The following is a 17,210-nucleotide window of genomic DNA, read 5'->3' as shown; positions in this document are numbered from 1 at the left end:
GGGGCGGCTGATCAGCCGCCCGCATAGTTGAACATCGCGACCCACCGATCGTCACCACGCAGCACATCAAAGATGAACAGTTGGTTCCCTTCGGCCAGTTCGCGCTCTACAATTTCCGCCACCGTGTTCCGGCCGTCGATCACATCCTCGCCAGAGATGAAGCCCTTGAGCACATCCCCGACCTGTAAATCACCGGTCAGACTTGCTGGCACTTCCGCCACACTTGTACGCCATTCCGTTCCTGTGAACACTGATTCGAACCGCAGACCGTTCAGCAGCTCGGTTTCCTGCACCACAGGCAAGGTCCAGTTGTAATCGGCCTCGGCACCGTTGGTCAGATCGATCGTGCCGAATTCGACCTCGATCTGGTCTGCCTCACCCAGCGATGGGTTCTGGCGCAAAGCTGCCGGAATGTCGTTGATCGCATCGACCGGCGTACCGTTGACCGACGTGATCGCAAGGCCAGGCTTGACCCAGACGGGCGAGATAAAGCCTACCTGACCGATCACGTTCGACCCGTCACGATCCGCCGCGAATGGGAGCTCGACTGACCAGTTCGTCTCGACGATCGATGGCTGCAATTCATTGCCTGGCACGACAGCCGCGATTTCTTCGACCGCCGGGCCGGTTCCGACCGCAGCGACCTCTGCCGGCACATCGGGCAGCGTCACCTGGGGTGTCGCCGCATCAGCGGTCAGTTGAACGCTGGGCTGATTGGGCAACGCGGCATTCGCTTCGGGCTCTACCGCCGTGGGGCGGGGTGTTTCGACAGGTTCGGGCAGCGGTGGCTCTTCGATGACAGGCGCTGCCGCCACAGAAAGATCTTCCGGCCGCGCCGATGGACGAATGTCGGGGATGGCCTGCTCTTCGCTTGCGACGGGGCCGGTCACGACAACCGGACCTGATGTGGTCTGCGTCGGTTCGGCCGGTTCATCAACAATCACCGGACGCGGCGTTTCCGCAGCAGATGGCGCATCCGTCGATGTATCGGCAACCGATGGTTCTTCGACGACGACAGGGGCCGGAGCGACCGTTGCGGGCTCTTCCGCCGCTGCGATCGTTTCATCCGCCGGTGCGGGCTCTGGTGTCGCGACAGGCTCGGCCACTGTCGGCGCGACCGAGGCAGTTGTGGTTTGCGTAGAGGCTGCAGGCGTTTCCGTAGACGCGACAGGGACATCTTCACCGCCAAGCATCACAAAGCCTCCGGCACCGATCAGCAATGCAACGACAGCCGCAGATCCCAGCAGCAACGGCATTTTGGACTTGCCACCGCTCTGCCCGGCTGCGCCGCCTTCTTCTGTCGCACTTGCGCCAGCATTCACGACGTTCAACGGGGTCACGTTGCCCTCGATGCCGTCCATCATGTTGATCCAGTCCTGTGCGGACTGAACACGATCCTTGGGCAGGACCGCCAGCGCCTTGTCGACAGCCGCAAGGAAATCGTCATCGTATTCGTCGAAGCGACCGATCAGCGGCACGTATGGATCTGGCTCACCCGATGCGATCGCGGCCAGACGGGCCTGCGAATTCGGGGGCACATCCTTGGCGATCAGGTGATGGAACGACGCGGCCAGCGCATAAAGGTCCGAACTCGGGCTTTGCTCTGAACCGGCGATATAGAATTCCTGCGGTGAATAGCCGTCTTTCACAACGCGCAGTGCGGACAGAACACGGCTTTGCTTGGTCGCTTCCTCGCGTGCGGCACCAAAGTCGATCAGAACCGGATGCAGTTGCGAATTGATCAGAATGTTGTCGGGCGAGATATCGCGGTGCAGAATACCCTGATCGTGGATAAAGCCGACTGCGCCCAACACCTCTTTCAGGATCTTCTTGATCTGGGGCGGGGTCAGGCCGTGGTTCGGATCCTCGATCGTATCCAGCAGATCACGGCCTTCGACAAAATCCAGCGCCATGTAGGCCGTTTCGTTGTCTTCGAAAACCTGGTGCACGCCCACGATGTTCGGGTGGTCCAGCTTGGCCAGGCTGCGCGCCTCTTGCACGAACAGACGAACGATGGATTTCAATTCGTTCTGGTGCGCGCGCGACCGAGCCTGCACGATGTAACGGCTGCGGCGGCAAAATGCGCCGGGGAAACATTCCTTGATCACAACCTTGCGGTCGAGGCTATCCTTGGCGAGATACGTGATCCCGAAACCGCCCGCGTTGAGGAAGCGCTCAATAGTATACTGACCGTGCATCAAACTCGTGCCCGGCTTCAGCTCATCGACGAAGGCATCCTTGTCTTCGCCATTGTCTTGTACTTGCGGCTTACCCATTTCACATCCAGCTTTCAAACGTCAGTGACGTCGCAGATTCCTTATTGCACGCCATCTAGTGTCTAGTCTCATTCAAATTGGGCTAAAAAGTGACACCAACTTGTTGTTTCGGGGCCGTTAATCCAGAAGATTGCTGGCCATTGCTCTCTGCCGAGAAACAGTGATAGGCGATTTTTCGCCGATAAATAAAGAGTGCCAGTGTATTTTTTCGCCTGCGGCGTCCCAACATCGCCAAGAACTCACCCATTAACCAAAGTGCAAAAAACGTCTGCGTTGCCCTACTTTCCCGATCCGAAATCGCGTCTGGTGTCTGAGCGGCGCTCCCGATTCGCGCTGAAACAAACGTTTTCGATTCCTTTACGATTTCCTGTATAGCCGCATCGCAGCATTTGGCAAAACCCCGCTTGTCCACCGTGACGCAACGGTGCAGCATCCGTGCAACGTCCAAAGAGGGGTCATGGCAAGGGTATTCATCAACGGGTTTGGCCGTATCGGGCGGACGACATTGCGGGCCTGGGCGCTTGGGCGTCGAAACGGGCTTGACATCGTCGGCATCAACGACATCGCCGCGGCGGACCTTTGCGCGCACCTTTTTGCATATGACAGCGTGTTCGGCCCGTTTCCCGGTGCGGTAACGCTCGATGGCGACCTTTTACGGATCGATGACCTGACGATCCCCATCTATCGCTCCGCCGATGCCGGACAAATCGACCTGGGCGGTGTGGATCTTTTGCTCGAATGCACGGGCAAGGCCAAGACCCGCGATATCGCGACCCGCGGGTTACAGGCCGGGGCCGGGCGCGTTCTGATCTCGGGGCCGTCGGATGCGGCCGACCTGACCATGGTGCTGGGGGCCAATGATGACCTGCTTGCCGATCAGCCGATCGTCTCGAACGCATCGTGCACGACGAACGCGCTCGCCCCGATCGTCCGGCTCTTGGACGATACGTGGGGCCTTCGCACCGGCTGGATGACCACGATCCACTGCTATACCGGCAGCCAACCCACGATTGACGCGCCACGCGACGATATGCTGCGCAGTCGCGCGGCAGGTCTTTCGATGGTGCCGACGACGACCTCCGCGCAGCCTTTGCTCAACGCGGTCTTGCCCGACATCGCGGGCCGGATCGAGGCTGCCGCCGTTCGTGTACCCACAGCTTCGGTCTCCGCCATCGACCTCACCGTGACGCTGGACACCGCCATCAGTTGCGATCAGGTGCACGATCTGATCCGGCAGCAATCAGGGATCATCGGACACACCGATAAGCCGCTGGTCTCATCCGATCTGCGCGCAAGACCCGAAAGCCTGATCGTGTCGCTGCCCGAAACCCGGGTCACGGCGGGCGGGCTGGTGCGCATCTTCGGTTGGTACGACAACGAATGGGGCTTTTCCTGCCGGATGCTGGACGTGGCGCGGTTGATCACACAAAATTAGGAAAAGTTAACACCCACGTAAGTTCGTATCATTAATCACCCATCCGGTCCGCAACCGGTCCGATGGAATTCCGATAGAATTCCGATGGTATTCCGATCGGCGAAAACGACGGTTTCGCCTGCGTTAACTACTCCTCCGGGGCAACGCCCGACGACCGTGCGCATTTGCACCGTACTCTCTCTTAAGACCCACCTTTTACTCTGCACCACGCGACACTACGTTGACGTGACCAAAGCAAAGGCACTCCCATGGCACCCATTGTTTCCGTCCAGAACCTGCGCAAAGCCTATGCAGGCGGGTTCGAGGCGCTGAAAGGCGTTAATCTCGAGATCGAAGATGGTGAGATCCTCGCTTTGCTCGGCCCGAACGGCGCCGGGAAAACGACCCTGATTTCAACGATTTGCGGGATCACGGTCCCGACGTCCGGTGCGATCACCGTCGGCGGATACGACACCCAGACCGAATACCGGGCCGCCCGCGACATGATTGGCCTTGTCCCGCAAGAGATCAATCTGGAGCCATTCGAGACCGTCACCAATACGGTACGCTTCTCTCGCGGGCTGTTCGGCAAACCGCGCGACGATGCCTATGTGGACAAAATCCTGCAGCAGTTGTCGCTTGGTGATAAAAAGGACAGTAAAATCATGGAACTGTCCGGGGGCATGAAGCGTCGCGTCCTGATCGCCAAGGCGCTCAGCCATGAACCCAAGGTCCTTTTCCTGGACGAACCCACAGCAGGCGTCGATGTCGAACTGCGAAAAGACATGTGGGAGGTCGTGGCGGGCCTAAAGGCTTCTGGCGTCACAATAATTTTGACCACCCACTATATCGAAGAGGCCGAGGCCATCGCCGACCGTGTCGGCGTGATCAACAAGGGTGAAATCCTGCTGGTGCAGGAGAAATCAGACCTCATGGCGCAGATGGGGCAAAAGCAGTTGGTCATCGAATTGACCGAGGCAGCAGACACGGTCCCCGATGCGCTTAGCAGCTACGATCTGACTCGCGCCGAGGACGGCCTTTCCCTGACGTATCAATATGATACAACCGCCGACCGCACCGGGATCACGACCTTGTTGAACGACCTGCAAAAGGCTGGTCTGCAGCTCAAGGATATCCAGACCAAACAAAGCAGCCTCGAAGACATCTTCGTCGGACTGGTGAAGGAGCAGGCATGAACCTCACGGCCATCAAATCCATCTACGCCTTTGAAATGGCGCGGTTCTTTCGGACGCTAACGCAAAGTTTCATTTCACCCGTTCTATCCACATCACTCTATTTCGTGGTCTTCGGCGCCGCCATCGGCAGCCGGATCGACCAGGTCGAGGGCGTCAGCTATGGCGCCTTCATTGTGCCCGGCCTGATCATGCTGTCCGTCATGACGCAGGCGACCTCAAACGCCAGTTTCGGCATCTACTTTCCGAAATTCATCGGCACGATCTACGAACTCCTCTCGGCGCCCGTCAGCTTTCTTGAAGTCGTGGCGGGATATGTCGGTGCGGCGGCCACAAAGGCCTTGTTTATAGGGGTGATCATCCTCATCACCGCCTATTTCTTCGTCGATATCCAAATCCAGTATCCCCTCGCGATGATGGCATTTCTCGTCCTCACCTGCATCAGTTTTGCGCTACTAGGCTTCATCATCGGCATCTGGGCGGGGAACTTTGAACAGCTTCAACTTATCCCGCTTCTGGTGATCACGCCGCTCGTTTTCCTCGGGGGATCGTTCTATTCCATCTCGATGCTACCGCCCGTCTGGCAAACCATCACGCTGTTCAATCCGGTTGTCTATCTGATCAGCGGCTTCCGCTGGTCGTTCTTCGGTACGGCGGATGTGGGCATCGGTGTTTCGCTTTTCGCTATCGCGTTGTTTACGGCCATTTGCATGGGCGTCATCTGGTGGATCTTCCGCACTGGCTGGCGCATCCGGCAATGAGGGTTGCGGGCGAGACAGTAAGATTTAAGTAAGGTGCTATGAAATATATCCCCTTTACAAAAAATCCGCCTGTCGTTGCCGTCATCCGGCTGCAAGGTGCGATCAGCAATTCAGGCCGCGGGCTGGATAACCCCGGCTTGGCCCCGGTGATCGAAAAGGCGTTCAGCCGTGGTAAACCCGCCGCCGTCGCCTTGGAAATCAACTGCCCCGGCGGTTCTCCGGTGCAGTCATCGTTGATCGCTTCGCGGATCAGACGGCTGGCGGACGAAAAGAAAGTCCCTGTTTTCGCCTTTGTCGAGGACGTCGCCGCCTCGGGCGGCTATTGGCTGGCCTGCGCGGCGGATGAGATATTTATCGACGACTGCTCGATCACCGGTTCGATCGGCGTCATCAGCGCCAATTTCGGCGCGCATGAATTCATCGGCAATTACGGGATCGAACGGCGCGTGCACACAGCAGGTAAATCGAAGTCTTTGCTTGATCCGTTCAAGCCGGAAAAACCGGCGGACGTGAAAAAGCTGAAAGGATGGTTGGAAGACCTGCACGCGACTTTCATCGACTATGTTAAGTCCCGGCGCGGCACAAAACTGACCGACCACCCGGACCTGTTCACCGGCGAGGTGTTCATCGGGCAGAAAGGTATCGATGCGGGCCTCGCGGATGGGATCGGACATCTGGCACCAGTGATGAAACAACGCTTTGGCGATGACGTGACATTCAAACGTTATGGCGCAAAACGGTCGATCCTGTCGCGGTTCGGATCACGCTTTGTAGACGAAGCCATTGGCGGCATCGAAGAACGCGTAGCCTTTGGCAGGTTCGGTCTATGATCCTCAAGATCATTGCGCTGTTTCTGGTGTTCATGGCGGTGCTGAGCATGTTCGGGAAACTCCGCTTTCCGGGGCAAGAGAAACTCCGCTCGGCCAAGTGTCCCAAATGCAATCGTTTTCGTATCGGCAAGGGCCCGTGCCAATGTGAAAAGGGCAAGGGATGAAGGCGCTGGTCACCGGCGCAGGTGCGCGGCTTGGACGCGCTATGGCGCTTTATCTGGGCGCGCGTGGCTATGATGTCGCGGTGCATTATGCCGGGTCGGCCGAGGGTGCTGCGGAAACCGTGTCGTCATTGAAGGCGGCGGGGCGGCAGGCAGCGGCACTGCAGGCTGATCTGTTGGATGAAACCGCGTCGCAGCGTTTGATCGATCAGTCCGTTGCAGCTATCGGTGGCCCGTTGACATGCCTGATCAACAATGCCTCGATCTTTGAATATGACAACGTGCAAACAGCATCTCGTCAAAGCTGGGACCGGCATATTGAGTCGAATCTGCGCGCCCCTTTCGTTTTGACCCAGCATTTCGCCGCACAGGTACCTGACCCTGCCATGGATGACCAAGGCGAACCCGTCGCCCGGGCGCTGATAATCAATATGTTGGATCAGCGTGTTCAAAAGCTGACCCCAGAATTCATGTCTTACACCATCGCCAAGATGGGCTTGTGGGCGATGACACGCACGACCGCCCAGGCGCTGGCCCCGCGCGTCCGCGTGAACGGGATCGGCCCCGGCCCCACGCTAAAGGGGCACCGGCAAAGCGACGATCATTTCAACCGACAGCGCGCCGCAACGGTTCTAAAGCGCGGCGCCGACCCCGCTGACATCACCGCCGCGTTGGGCTATTTTCTGGATGCACCCGCCGTCACGGGTCAAATGATCGCTGTAGACGGCGGGCAGCATCTGGCCTGGGAAACCCCTGACGTTCTTGGTGTAGAGTGACCCAACGTCTGAGTTGTGCACCTGCGCCCCGAGCCATTCACAGAACTGTCATAATTGACCTGTTTTTCAAGGCGTTAAGGAAATGGTAATAAAAATATCCAATGAAATCAGAGCCTTGAAAAAACGCCTAATTTTTAGGCAAACAGTCGAAGCCTGCCGAAAACAACGAAAATTTCCGGTTGAGAGAGTTTAACCCACGGACTTATCCACAGAATAAGTGGATGCCTTTCCTCTTGTCCTCGGTGCGTTAGCATTGCAGCAGCATCAGAATCATGACCATTCGCATATGACCGAACAGCCACTGACCTCATCCAAGACAGGCTATGCCTGTATCCAGGATTACCTGCGCACGCTGGATGCGTCGCCGGGTGTCTATCGGATGCTCGATGCCGAAAGCCGCGTCCTGTATGTCGGCAAAGCGCGTAATCTGAAAGCCCGGGTCAGCAGCTATGCGCGGCCCGGTCAGCATTCGCCACGGATCACCCGGATGATCCGCGAAACTGCCGCGATGATGTTCCTGACCACGCGGACCGAGACCGAGGCGTTGCTGCTGGAACAGAACCTGATCAAGCAGCTCAAACCGCGCTATAATGTGCTGCTGCGCGACGACAAATCTTTTCCGAATATTCTGGTGGCCAAGGATCATCCGTTTCCGATGATCAAGAAACATCGCGGTGCGAAAAAGCAGAAGGGTGACTATTATGGCCCCTTCGCGGGGGCTGGCGCAGTGAACCGGACGCTGAACCAGTTGCAGCGCGTGTTCCTGCTACGCAACTGTTCGGACAGTGATTTCGAAACTCGCACGCGCCCCTGCCTACAGTACCAGATCAAACGCTGCTCGGCCCCCTGCTGCAATCTGATCAGTGAAAAGGACTATGCCGCGTCCGTTCGCGATGCGGAACAATTCCTGCAAGGGCGGACGAAGGGTATTCAGGAGGCGCTGGCCAAACAAATGCAAGCCGCGGCGGACGATATGGCGTTCGAGCGTGCCGCTGCCCTGCGTGACCGGATCAAGGCGTTGACGCAGGTGCAGTCGGCGCAGGGGATCAATCCGCAATCGACAACCGAGGCAGATGTGATCGCGCTACACCGTGATGGCGGACAGGCCTGCGTGCAGGTGTTCTTTATCCGTGCGAACCAGAATTGGGGGAACCACGACTATTACCCGCGCATCAGCGGTGACGAGGACCCATCCGAGGTGATGGAGGCCTTTGTCGGTCAGTTCTATTCCACCCGCGAACCGCCACGGATGCTGATCCTGTCGCATGGTTTGGACAATGATGATCTGATGGCGGATGCCTTGGCTGAGAAAGCGGGCCGCAAGGTCGAGATCGTGATCCCGCAGCGCGGTGAAAAGGCCGATCTGGTGCAGAACGCTTTGCGCAACGCTCGCGAAAGCCTCGCGCGCAAAATGGCTGAGACGGCAACACAGACCAAGCTGCTGAAAGGTGTGGCAGAGGCGTTTGATATGGAAAAGGTCCCCCAGCGGATTGAGGTTTATGACAACTCTCACATCCAAGGCGCACATGCGGTCGGCGCGATGATCGTTGCGGGGCCTGATGGGTTCGACAAAAATCAGTACCGCAAGTTCAACATCAAGGACACGAAGATCGCGCCGGGTGATGACTTTGGCATGATGAAAGAGGTGCTGACCCGGCGTTTCCAACGGCTGCTGAAAGAGGACCCTGACCGCGAACAGGGCACCTGGCCAGACCTGCTGCTGATCGATGGCGGCGCGGGCCAAGTCAGTGCCGTGCAGGAAATCATGGATGATCTGGGCGTGGCGGACATCCCCATGGTCGGTGTGGCCAAAGGCGAGGATCGCGATGCTGGGAAAGAGGAATTCTATCGCACCGGCAAACCGGTGATGGCGCTGCGCCACAACGATCCGGTGCTCTACTTCATCCAGCGTATGCGGGACGAGGTCCACCGTTTCGCCATCGGCACACATCGGGCGAAACGATCAAAGGCGATCGGGGCCACCCCGCTTGACGATATCCCGGGTGTCGGGGCCACGCGCAAACGCGCCCTTCTGGCCCATTTCGGATCGGCCAAGGCCGTGGCCCGCGCAAATCTGGCCGATCTAAAGGCGGTGGACGGTGTCTCGGCCAACATGGCCCAGACCATCTACGACTACTTTCACGAGAACGGTTAACCGTAGAGGCCCGCCGTCTTGCCGCGCAGCTTGATCAACGCCAGCACGGTATCGATCGTCGGTGTCGGGGTGTCGGTCACGCGGCCCAGTTCCTGCACCGACCCGACAAGCGCATCGATTTCCATCGGACGCCCCGCATCGAGGTCTTGCAGCATAGAGGTTCGGTGCGCGCCCACCGCCGCGCCGCCATCGATCCGGCGATCGACGTCGATGGGGAATTTTACGCCCAGCTTTTCAGCGATCTCCTGCGCTTCAACCATCATGCCACGGGCGACCGCGCGGGTTTCGGGATCGGTGCACAGCACATCAAGGGTCGCGTGTGTTAGCGCGGAAATCGGATTGAAGGATAGGTTCCCCCACAGTTTCACCCAGATCTCATCGCGCAGGCGCGGCCTGACAGGCGCTTTCAGCCCGGCGGCGGAGAGCGCCTTTGACACGGCCAATGCCCGTTCCGATTTGCTGCCATCCGGTTCGCCCAGCGAAAAGCGATTTCCCTCGATATGGCGGATCGTCCCAGGTTCCGCCACCTCGGCAGCCGGATAGACGACGCAGCCCAACACGCGATCCGGGCCGAAGCCGTCCCACTGTGCATTGCCGGGATCGACACTTTCCAGCCGGGTCCCTTCCAGATCGGTTCCGATCTTGTGAAAGTACCACCATGGGACGCCGTTCACGCCGCTGACGATGGTCGTGTGATCGCCGATCAACGGTCGCATCTGGTCGACGACAGGCGGAACCGAATGCGCCTTGAGCGTGACGATCACGTAATCCTGCGGACCAAGATCTGCCGGATTGTTACTAGCGGTGACCGGGACAGTGACCGGGTCTGCCTCTTCCTCGATCAACGTCAGCCCTTTGTCTTTCATGGCCGCCAGATGCGGCCCCCGCGCGACAAGGCTGACATCCGCCCCCGCCTGCGCGAGCTTTACACCCATGTAACCGCCGATGGCGCCCGCCCCGAAAATACAGATCTTCATGGGTTATGCGCTTTCCACCAGACCCAGCTTTTCAGCCAGACCGATCCGCTGCATCTTGCCGGTCGCGCCTTTGGGGATTTCGTCCATGATGACGACTTTCCGAGGCACCTTAAAATCCGCCATCCGTTCGCTGGCAAAGCCGCGGATGTCTTTTTCGGTCGCTTCGGAGCCTTCATTGAGCACCACGGCGGCGGCGACTTCCTCACCCAGTTTGGGATGGGGCAGGGCAAAGGTGACGACCTGTGCGATGTCGGGATGGTCCAGTAGCACGCCGTCCACCTCCAGCGGGCTGATCTTTTCGCCGCCCCTGTTGATGATCTCTTTCAGACGGCCCGTCAGGTGCAGATAACCATCCTCATCAAACGCGCCCTGATCACCGGTGCGGAACCAGCGGGCGCCGTCAGCCTCAAAGAAGCTCTTGGCATTGGCTTCGGCGTTGCCTTCGTAGCCGGGGGTGACATTGGGGCCGGAGATGACGACCTCGCCGGTCCCTTCCATCAAGCGGTCTTCAGTTTCATGTGCGATACGGACTTTTGGCCCGGCCTCGACGCCAACAGCACCCGGTTTCTGTACACGCGGTGGCAGTGGGTTCGAGGCCATCTGGTGCGCCGCCTCGGTCATGCCATATCCCTCGATGACCGGAGCGCTGAATGTCTCTTGCAGCGCGACCATGACCTGCGCGGGCAGCGATGCGGAGGAGGAGCGGAGGAACCGCAGGGGGGTTTCAGCGATCACGTCGGTATTGCGGCCTGCCCGAGTGAGGATCGCCTGATGCATCGTGGGGACGGCAGTGTACCAGGTGGGCTGTGCTTCCTTCATGAAGCTGAAGAACCGCAAGGCGTCGAAACCTGGGGCGCACCAGATTGATGCGCCAGCGGCGAGGGATGCTGAGACGGCCGCGACAAGCCCGTGGATATGAAATAGCGGCATAACATTCAGGCAGCGATCATTGGCGGTCAGGTCCAGTGAGGCGCGGATGTGCTCGGCTGAGGCTGCGATGTTCGACTGCAAAAGCGGCACGATCTTGGGGCGGGATGTGGTGCCGGATGTGTGCAGGATCAGGGCGACGTCATCCGCCCCGGGGGGCGACATATCGGCGGTGCCAGACGTGTCCGAAGATAAAGTGAAATAACCGGCATCCGCACCCTTGGGCATCGACAACCGCACAATCGCCATGCCTGCCTTTTGCGCGGCGGCAAGGGCAGCGCCGTCGTAGTCGGCAGCGACAACCAGCGCCTTGGCTTTCAGATCGGAAAGATAGAAATCGTATTCTTCCGCACGATAGGCGGGGTTGAGCGGCGCCGTGGTCGCGACCTGCGCGATGGTCACAAAAGCCGTCGCCATCTCTGGCCCGTTCGGCAACACGATGGCCACCCGGTCCCCTTTTCCAATGCCCATGCCGTGCAGGCTGTCGCGCACCTCATCTGTCAGCGACCGCAGCCCATCGTAGCTAAGCCATGTCCGTCCGGGGGCGCCGATCGCTGGCGCCGCGCCATCATAACCGGACAAAAGTGCGTACATTGTTGTCTGCATAAGTATTATCCCTGTTTATTCTGCCGGATTGCCCGCCGCCCTACGGCGCATCGCCCGGCGTATGTAGCCTAGAAGCGGAAGAAGGAAAAAGATCGCGCTGATCACGATAAACGTGGCCGAGAGCGGACGTTCCACGAAGATCATGATATCGCCTTGGGCGGAGATGAGCGATTGACGGAAGCTCTTTTCCATTAGCGGGCCCAGCACCAGCGCCAGCACGAGCGGGGCCATTGGATAGTCTGCCTTGCGCAACAGGTAGCCGATCACGCCAAAGCCCACGATCAGCCAGACATCGTGCATCTTCTGGCTGGGGGCAAATCCGCCGACGATGCACAGGATCAGGACGAGTGAGCACAAGACTGTAAAGGGCATCCGCAGGGCCCAGACGAAAACCGGGATCAGGGCGAGGTTCACCAAAACCGCCGCTAAGTTGGCTGTGTAGAGCGACGAAATCAGTCCCCACACGAAATCCGGTTGATCAATGAACAGCATCGGTCCGGGAACAAGGCCCCACATAACCATACCGCCGAGGAGCAGTGCGGTGGTTGGTGAACCGGGGATGCCGAGCGTGAGCATCGGCAGGAGCGACCCGGTTGAGGCTGCATTGTTTGCTGTTTCCGGTGCGGCCACGCCTTCGATGTTTCCCTTGCCATAGGTCTCGGGCTTTTTCGACATCAGCTTGGACATGCCATAGGCCATGAGGGCCGCGGGGGTCGCGCCCGCGGCAGGCAGCATGCCGACGAAAAAGCCCATGAAAGATCCGAAACTCATCGTTTTCCACATGCGGTTCACGGCTTTGAGGCCGAGCCAGAGTTCTTTGAAGGTCAGCTTAGCCGGGGTGACGCTTGGCGCGGATTTTGACGTTTCGATCGTGTAGAGGATTTCGCCGACGCCATAGATGCCGATGGCGAGGACGAGGAAACTGATCCCGGAATAGAACCCGGGTTGATCGAAAAAGATCAGGCGCGGTTGGCCTGAGATGAGGTCGAGGCCGACCGTCGAGAGCACCAGACCGAGGCAGATCATGATGATTGTCTTGAGGATGTCATCGCCGCCCAAACCCACAAAGGTTGTGAAGGCCAAAAGGACCAATGCGAATTCTTCAGGCGGACCGAAGGCGAGTGCGACATCGGCCAGCGGTGCGGCGAAGAGGGTGAACAGGATGACAGAGATCGTGCCGCCGACGAATGACGCCGTCGCCGCAGCGATCAAAGCCAGCCCGGCCTTGCCCTGCTGGGCCATCGGTCGCCCGTCGAAGGTGGTCGCCACCGCCGTCGAAGCCCCGGGTATCCCCAGCAGGATCGAACTGATCGCGCCGCCATACATGGCCCCGTAATAGATCGCGGCCAAGAGAATGATGGCAGATGACGGCGGTACGATGAAGGTGAGAGGCAGCACAATGGCTACGCCGTTCACAGACCCAAGGCCCGGCATCGCGCCAATAAACAACCCGGCGGTCACGCCAAGGATCACGATCATGAGGTTCAGCGGCGACAGCGATGTGGCGAAGCCGTCGGCAAGATGTCCAAGCAGCTCCATCAGAAAAACATCGCGTAGAGCGGTACGAAGAGCGGCTGCGTGATGCCCTTGGGTAGCAAGATTTTCAGTGTGACTTCAAAGAAGAAGAACAGAAACACTGGTGTTCCGAGCGACAGCAAAAGGGTCAGGACCCAACCATGTTTGCCGAAGATTTTCAGATACCAGAACAAAAAGAGGGGTAGCGCGATATAGGCGCCTAGCCATGGCATCAGCGCGACTGTGGTTGTCAGCGCGATAATGACAGCAATGATCCATGACAGGGTCTCGGGGTCGAAAAACGGACCGGTATTGGCGGGCGTATCACGAAAGGATCGTACCAAAATTCCGCCGGCGCAGGCAAACATGACGAGTGACAGCCAGAACGGAAAGGCACCGCCACCGGGTCCGCCGGTCGCGCCGACCCACCCGATGGGCAATTCCTGCGCGTGCCACATAAAGTAAAGCGACATCAGCATAATGCCTGCCGCGATCATACGATCAGCCGTCAACATAGATACGTTCCGAAAAAAGAGGGGGCATGGCGCAACGCCATGCCCTTTTTGAAATGCTTAAGAGCCTTCGCCCATCGTGTTCAGCAGATCGGCATGCTTTTCCCGCTCTTCCAGGAAATAGGCCTGCAGTTCTTCACCGGTCAGAAAATCGGCCATCAGGGCCTTTTCCGCAGTGTAAGTCTGCCACTCTTCCGACTGGCTGAGCTGTTCGAACATGGCAGTGTAATAGGCGACCGCCGCCGGATCCATGTCCTTGGGTGCCACGAAAGACCGCTGCATCCAGTAGACCAGATCATGGCCCAATTCACCCATGGTCGGTGTGTCCGGGAAGGCTGCGATGCGTTCAGGGGTGAACGCTGCGATGGGGCGCAGATCACCGGCCTGGTAGAAACCAAGTGCTTCGGACGGGTTGTTCACGGACGAATCGATGTGCCCACCGACAAGATTGCGGGCCACGTCGCCACCGCCTGAGAATGGTACGTAGGTGACCGAGATGCCGAATTCGTTTTCCAGCATGGCCGTCACGAGGCTGTCTTCCTGGCCCGTGCCTGTACCGCCCATCTTCCAGCTGCCGCCAGAGGCTTTCACCGCTTCGACATAATCGTCCAGCGTTTCAATATCGCTGTCGGCATTGACCCACAGGACAAAAGTGTCCAGCGCCATACGGGCGATCGGTGTGAATTCTTCGATATCCACGCCGATATCGGTGCGCAGTGGCGTGGTATAATAGCTGTTCAATGTCGCCATGATCAGGTGGTTCTCACCCTCGTTGTCGGCCAGATAGCGCAGCGCCTCGGCCCCGGAACCGCCACCCTTGTTCACCGGCAGGATCGGCATGGTGGAAAGATTTTCTTTTTGAATGATGGATTGGAACAGGCGTGCCAGACGGTCCGCACCGCCGCCTTGACCTGCCATGATCACCATCTCGACGGGACGCTCGGGCGTCCAATCTTCGGCTGATGCCGTGCTGCTTGCAAGAAATGCGGCCGTGGCTGCCAAAGCCAAACCAACGCCACGGATTGAGCGAAAAGTCATGTAAATTCTCCCTATGACAAAGAGGCGTTTGTTCTTAACTCGTCAATTCGTCACGGGGCCAACTTTCGCCTCCGAGTAAAACTTTAGATCGCCGTTTTGAAACTACAACCCAAAAAAACTGTCTGGCGATACGAGATCAGATCAACCTAAGCGATTGTCACCTTCAAAGCCTTTGTTTTCATAGGCAAAATTCCGCCCACGCAAAGTTTTGTTAACATCCGAAATTCATTGGATTTTTTAATATGGCCGCTGCCATAGGCTGCAGTGATAGGCAATTCATCAACCTATGCAGTTAGGTGCGGGGCGTTCGTACAAATATGTGATGTGAGGAAAAGTTGTGCAGCTTCAGAACGGTTCCGGCGCGCGCCGGATAAGTCGGAAAAGCAGGCGCACCACCGGATACAATTATTGGGGGTGGTGCGCCTGTCCAATTACATCAGGCTTTGGATGTTGATCCCGAACGTGATCGCTCCGATCGGTTCATTCGTGGTGGGGTCGATGATCGGCATCGATGCCTGGGTTTGATAGAACCCCGTGCTGTCATCGAATTCGACATCACTGATATGTAGCCCGCCGTCTTCCGTGCCATATGTTTGCTGCCATTTGGCCTCATCCCCTTGCCAATAATCAGAGGTTTCGACGCTTTGGGCGACGTTCAGGCCCTTGTTGTCCATCACGAAAACCTCGGTCACCAGACCGGCAGTGGCGTTTTGCTGATCACGCAGCCAAGCGGAAACTTCACCACCCAAAAGCTCGGTGATCAACGGTCCGCCGCCAGCATCGGCTTCGGCCCGCCATGTTTGATCAAGTGCGATGATTTGATCTTCGGTCAGGTCGGTATGGGCGACATTCTGAGCGTTGATCGCATCGATCAGGGCCGGGTTAGCCAACCATTGCGCCAATTCGCTGTCGGCATAGGCCGTCAACGGCACACGATAGACGCCCTCCTGACCGGGAACGGCGATCATGTATAGCGTGATCGTGTTCTTGATATCGACGGATAGATCGCTGGCCAGCGCGTCGGCGTCGGCGACCATGTCGGTCGTGACTTCTTCACCAGCAAGGGCCGCATCGAAAACGCCTTTGCGCGCAGTCCATACATCATAAGCGGCGCTCAGGCTGTTTTTGACCGCGTCATTGGGCGGTGGGTTGATACCTGCATCAGGAAACCCGTCGCGCAGTGCGACAAGCGACCGTTCGAACAGATCGACCGTCTCGCGCAACTCATCGACGTCCCCCATATCCTTGGCGCCCGAGGCCAGACCACAGACGGCGCGGGTCATGCGATTGACGAATGTTTGCTGCCGTGCGGCAAAGTTCAGCACAGTCGCATCGCTTTGCAGCAATTCCTGTGGATCGGAATATGCGCCCGAGATGTCCGCGGCGAGCACGACGGTCAGATCGAACAGATCGCGATAGTTCTCGCTGACGATCTGCTTATCCTCACCCGATCCGCTGCCGTTGATCATGTTTCCCGTCGCCTCGTCGATCGGCGACCAGGCTTGGTTGACCTTTTCGAGCACGTTCAGATTGCGGGCATTGTTTTCCGCCGTGGGGATGCCCAACGCCGTGTTACCTTCTTTCAAGCCATTGAGGATGGTGTCGAAGTCCGACCGGATCATCTGCAGGTCCGCATTTGCGGCATCGGGTTCGACACCGGCATGCAGCCGACAGCTGGTGGCTGCCACCGCCTCGCTCAAGGAGCGGAGTTGCGCGGACAGATAGACGCGGGCCTTCCCGCCCTCGTAAAGATCAGGATCGAAGACCTGCGCACCTGCGGTTTGTGGCGCGACAGCTAGGGGAGCCAGCACGGTGGAAAGGGCGATCGCGGATGCGTATTGGGATGCTTTCAACATATTCTGTTTCCTGTTTTCGTCCGCCGACCCGCGCGTTCGGGTTGGCAGATAGTCGTTTCAAAACCCGGCTTCGGACCCGCCCGTAGAGCAGGCGGAATTGTATGTGGCCTATGGGCAGGAAGATACGGGCGTAATTTGGTCAAATCGTGGCTGCGCGGCGGCGTTCCCGCGTAAAACTTGGGTGCATATCCCGACATGCGGCGCCCGCCGTTT

15 protein-coding genes are annotated in these 17,210 nt (G+C 58.4%); 7 read left to right on the top strand and 8 right to left on the bottom strand.

Annotated features, from left to right (window positions below):
- Positions 1 to 11 precede the first annotated feature (11 nt).
- Both V8J85_RS08735 and V8J85_RS08730 read right to left on the bottom strand, forming a co-directional pair.
- Positions 12 to 2,276, bottom strand: a complete 2,265-nt coding sequence (locus V8J85_RS08735) for a protein kinase domain-containing protein (protein WP_339953341.1) — start codon at positions 2,274 to 2,276, stop codon at positions 12 to 14.
- Positions 2,277 to 2,358: 82 nt separating this feature from the next.
- Positions 2,359 to 2,688 carry a hypothetical protein gene (locus tag V8J85_RS08730; protein WP_339953340.1) on the bottom strand — a complete coding sequence of 110 codons (330 nt, stop codon included), beginning with the start codon at positions 2,686 to 2,688 and terminating at the stop codon, positions 2,359 to 2,361.
- 45 nt (positions 2,689 to 2,733) lie between these two features.
- On the opposite strand from V8J85_RS08730, the gene V8J85_RS08725 reads away from it, so the two are divergent.
- The 7 genes from V8J85_RS08725 to uvrC all read left to right on the top strand — a co-directional run bounded on the left by V8J85_RS08725 (position 2,734) and on the right by uvrC (position 9,566).
- Complete coding sequence (locus tag V8J85_RS08725; protein WP_339953339.1) at positions 2,734 to 3,711, top strand: type I glyceraldehyde-3-phosphate dehydrogenase; 978 nt, start codon at positions 2,734 to 2,736, stop codon at positions 3,709 to 3,711.
- A gap of 248 nt (positions 3,712 to 3,959) precedes the next feature.
- On the top strand, positions 3,960 to 4,886 hold the full coding sequence (locus V8J85_RS08720; protein ID WP_339953338.1) for an ABC transporter ATP-binding protein: 927 nt from the start codon (positions 3,960 to 3,962) through the stop codon (positions 4,884 to 4,886).
- Positions 4,883 to 5,644 (top strand): ABC transporter permease, encoded by a 762-nt coding sequence (locus tag V8J85_RS08715; RefSeq protein ID WP_339953337.1) that lies wholly within the window; start codon positions 4,883 to 4,885, stop codon positions 5,642 to 5,644. The genes V8J85_RS08720 and V8J85_RS08715 overlap by 4 nt, the downstream gene beginning before the upstream one ends.
- Before the next feature lie 38 nt (positions 5,645 to 5,682).
- Positions 5,683 to 6,474 carry a S49 family peptidase gene (locus V8J85_RS08710; RefSeq protein WP_339953336.1) on the top strand — a complete coding sequence of 264 codons (792 nt, stop codon included), beginning with the start codon at positions 5,683 to 5,685 and terminating at the stop codon, positions 6,472 to 6,474.
- Positions 6,471 to 6,638 carry a hypothetical protein gene (locus V8J85_RS08705; protein WP_339953335.1) on the top strand — a complete coding sequence of 56 codons (168 nt, stop codon included), beginning with the start codon at positions 6,471 to 6,473 and terminating at the stop codon, positions 6,636 to 6,638. The genes V8J85_RS08710 and V8J85_RS08705 overlap by 4 nt, the downstream gene beginning before the upstream one ends.
- Entirely contained in the window at positions 6,635 to 7,411 is a 777-nt protein-coding gene (locus tag V8J85_RS08700; protein WP_339953334.1) for an SDR family oxidoreductase, read from the top strand. The genes V8J85_RS08705 and V8J85_RS08700 overlap by 4 nt, the downstream gene beginning before the upstream one ends.
- 286 nt (positions 7,412 to 7,697) lie before the next feature.
- The gene (gene uvrC, locus V8J85_RS08695; protein ID WP_339953333.1) at positions 7,698 to 9,566 is read left to right on the top strand and encodes an excinuclease ABC subunit UvrC; all 1,869 of its coding nucleotides are present in this window, start codon (positions 7,698 to 7,700) and stop codon (positions 9,564 to 9,566) included.
- On the opposite strand, the gene V8J85_RS08690 is transcribed toward uvrC, so the two are convergent.
- The 6 genes from V8J85_RS08690 to V8J85_RS08665 all read right to left on the bottom strand — a co-directional run bounded on the left by V8J85_RS08690 (position 9,563) and on the right by V8J85_RS08665 (position 16,997).
- Positions 9,563 to 10,543: a 2-dehydropantoate 2-reductase gene (locus tag V8J85_RS08690; protein ID WP_339953332.1), complete on the bottom strand. Its 981-nt coding sequence runs from the start codon at positions 10,541 to 10,543 to the stop codon at positions 9,563 to 9,565. The two genes, uvrC and V8J85_RS08690, sit on opposite strands and share 4 nt — an antisense overlap.
- 3 nt (positions 10,544 to 10,546) lie before the next feature.
- Positions 10,547 to 12,076 (bottom strand): acyl--CoA ligase, encoded by a 1,530-nt coding sequence (locus tag V8J85_RS08685; protein ID WP_339953331.1) that lies wholly within the window; start codon positions 12,074 to 12,076, stop codon positions 10,547 to 10,549.
- A 15-nt stretch (positions 12,077 to 12,091) separates the two neighbouring features.
- Positions 12,092 to 13,615, bottom strand: coding sequence for a tripartite tricarboxylate transporter permease (locus V8J85_RS08680; RefSeq protein WP_339953330.1), 1,524 nt, complete (start codon positions 13,613 to 13,615; stop codon positions 12,092 to 12,094).
- Positions 13,615 to 14,106, bottom strand: coding sequence for a tripartite tricarboxylate transporter TctB family protein (locus tag V8J85_RS08675; RefSeq protein WP_339953329.1), 492 nt, complete (start codon positions 14,104 to 14,106; stop codon positions 13,615 to 13,617). Before V8J85_RS08675 ends, V8J85_RS08680 begins: the two co-directional genes overlap by 1 nt.
- 57 nt (positions 14,107 to 14,163) lie before the next feature.
- Complete coding sequence (locus V8J85_RS08670) at positions 14,164 to 15,141, bottom strand: tripartite tricarboxylate transporter substrate binding protein (RefSeq protein ID WP_339953328.1); 978 nt, start codon at positions 15,139 to 15,141, stop codon at positions 14,164 to 14,166.
- A 431-nt stretch (positions 15,142 to 15,572) separates the two neighbouring features.
- Positions 15,573 to 16,997 carry a type IV pili methyl-accepting chemotaxis transducer N-terminal domain-containing protein gene (locus tag V8J85_RS08665; RefSeq protein WP_339953327.1) on the bottom strand — a complete coding sequence of 475 codons (1,425 nt, stop codon included), beginning with the start codon at positions 16,995 to 16,997 and terminating at the stop codon, positions 15,573 to 15,575.
- Positions 16,998 to 17,210 lie beyond the last annotated feature (213 nt).

The organism is Yoonia sp. 2307UL14-13, assembly GCF_037572755.1.
In the GTDB taxonomy this organism is placed as follows: domain Bacteria; phylum Pseudomonadota; class Alphaproteobacteria; order Rhodobacterales; family Rhodobacteraceae; genus Yoonia.
This window is presented reverse-complemented; position numbering and strand designations above follow the sequence as displayed.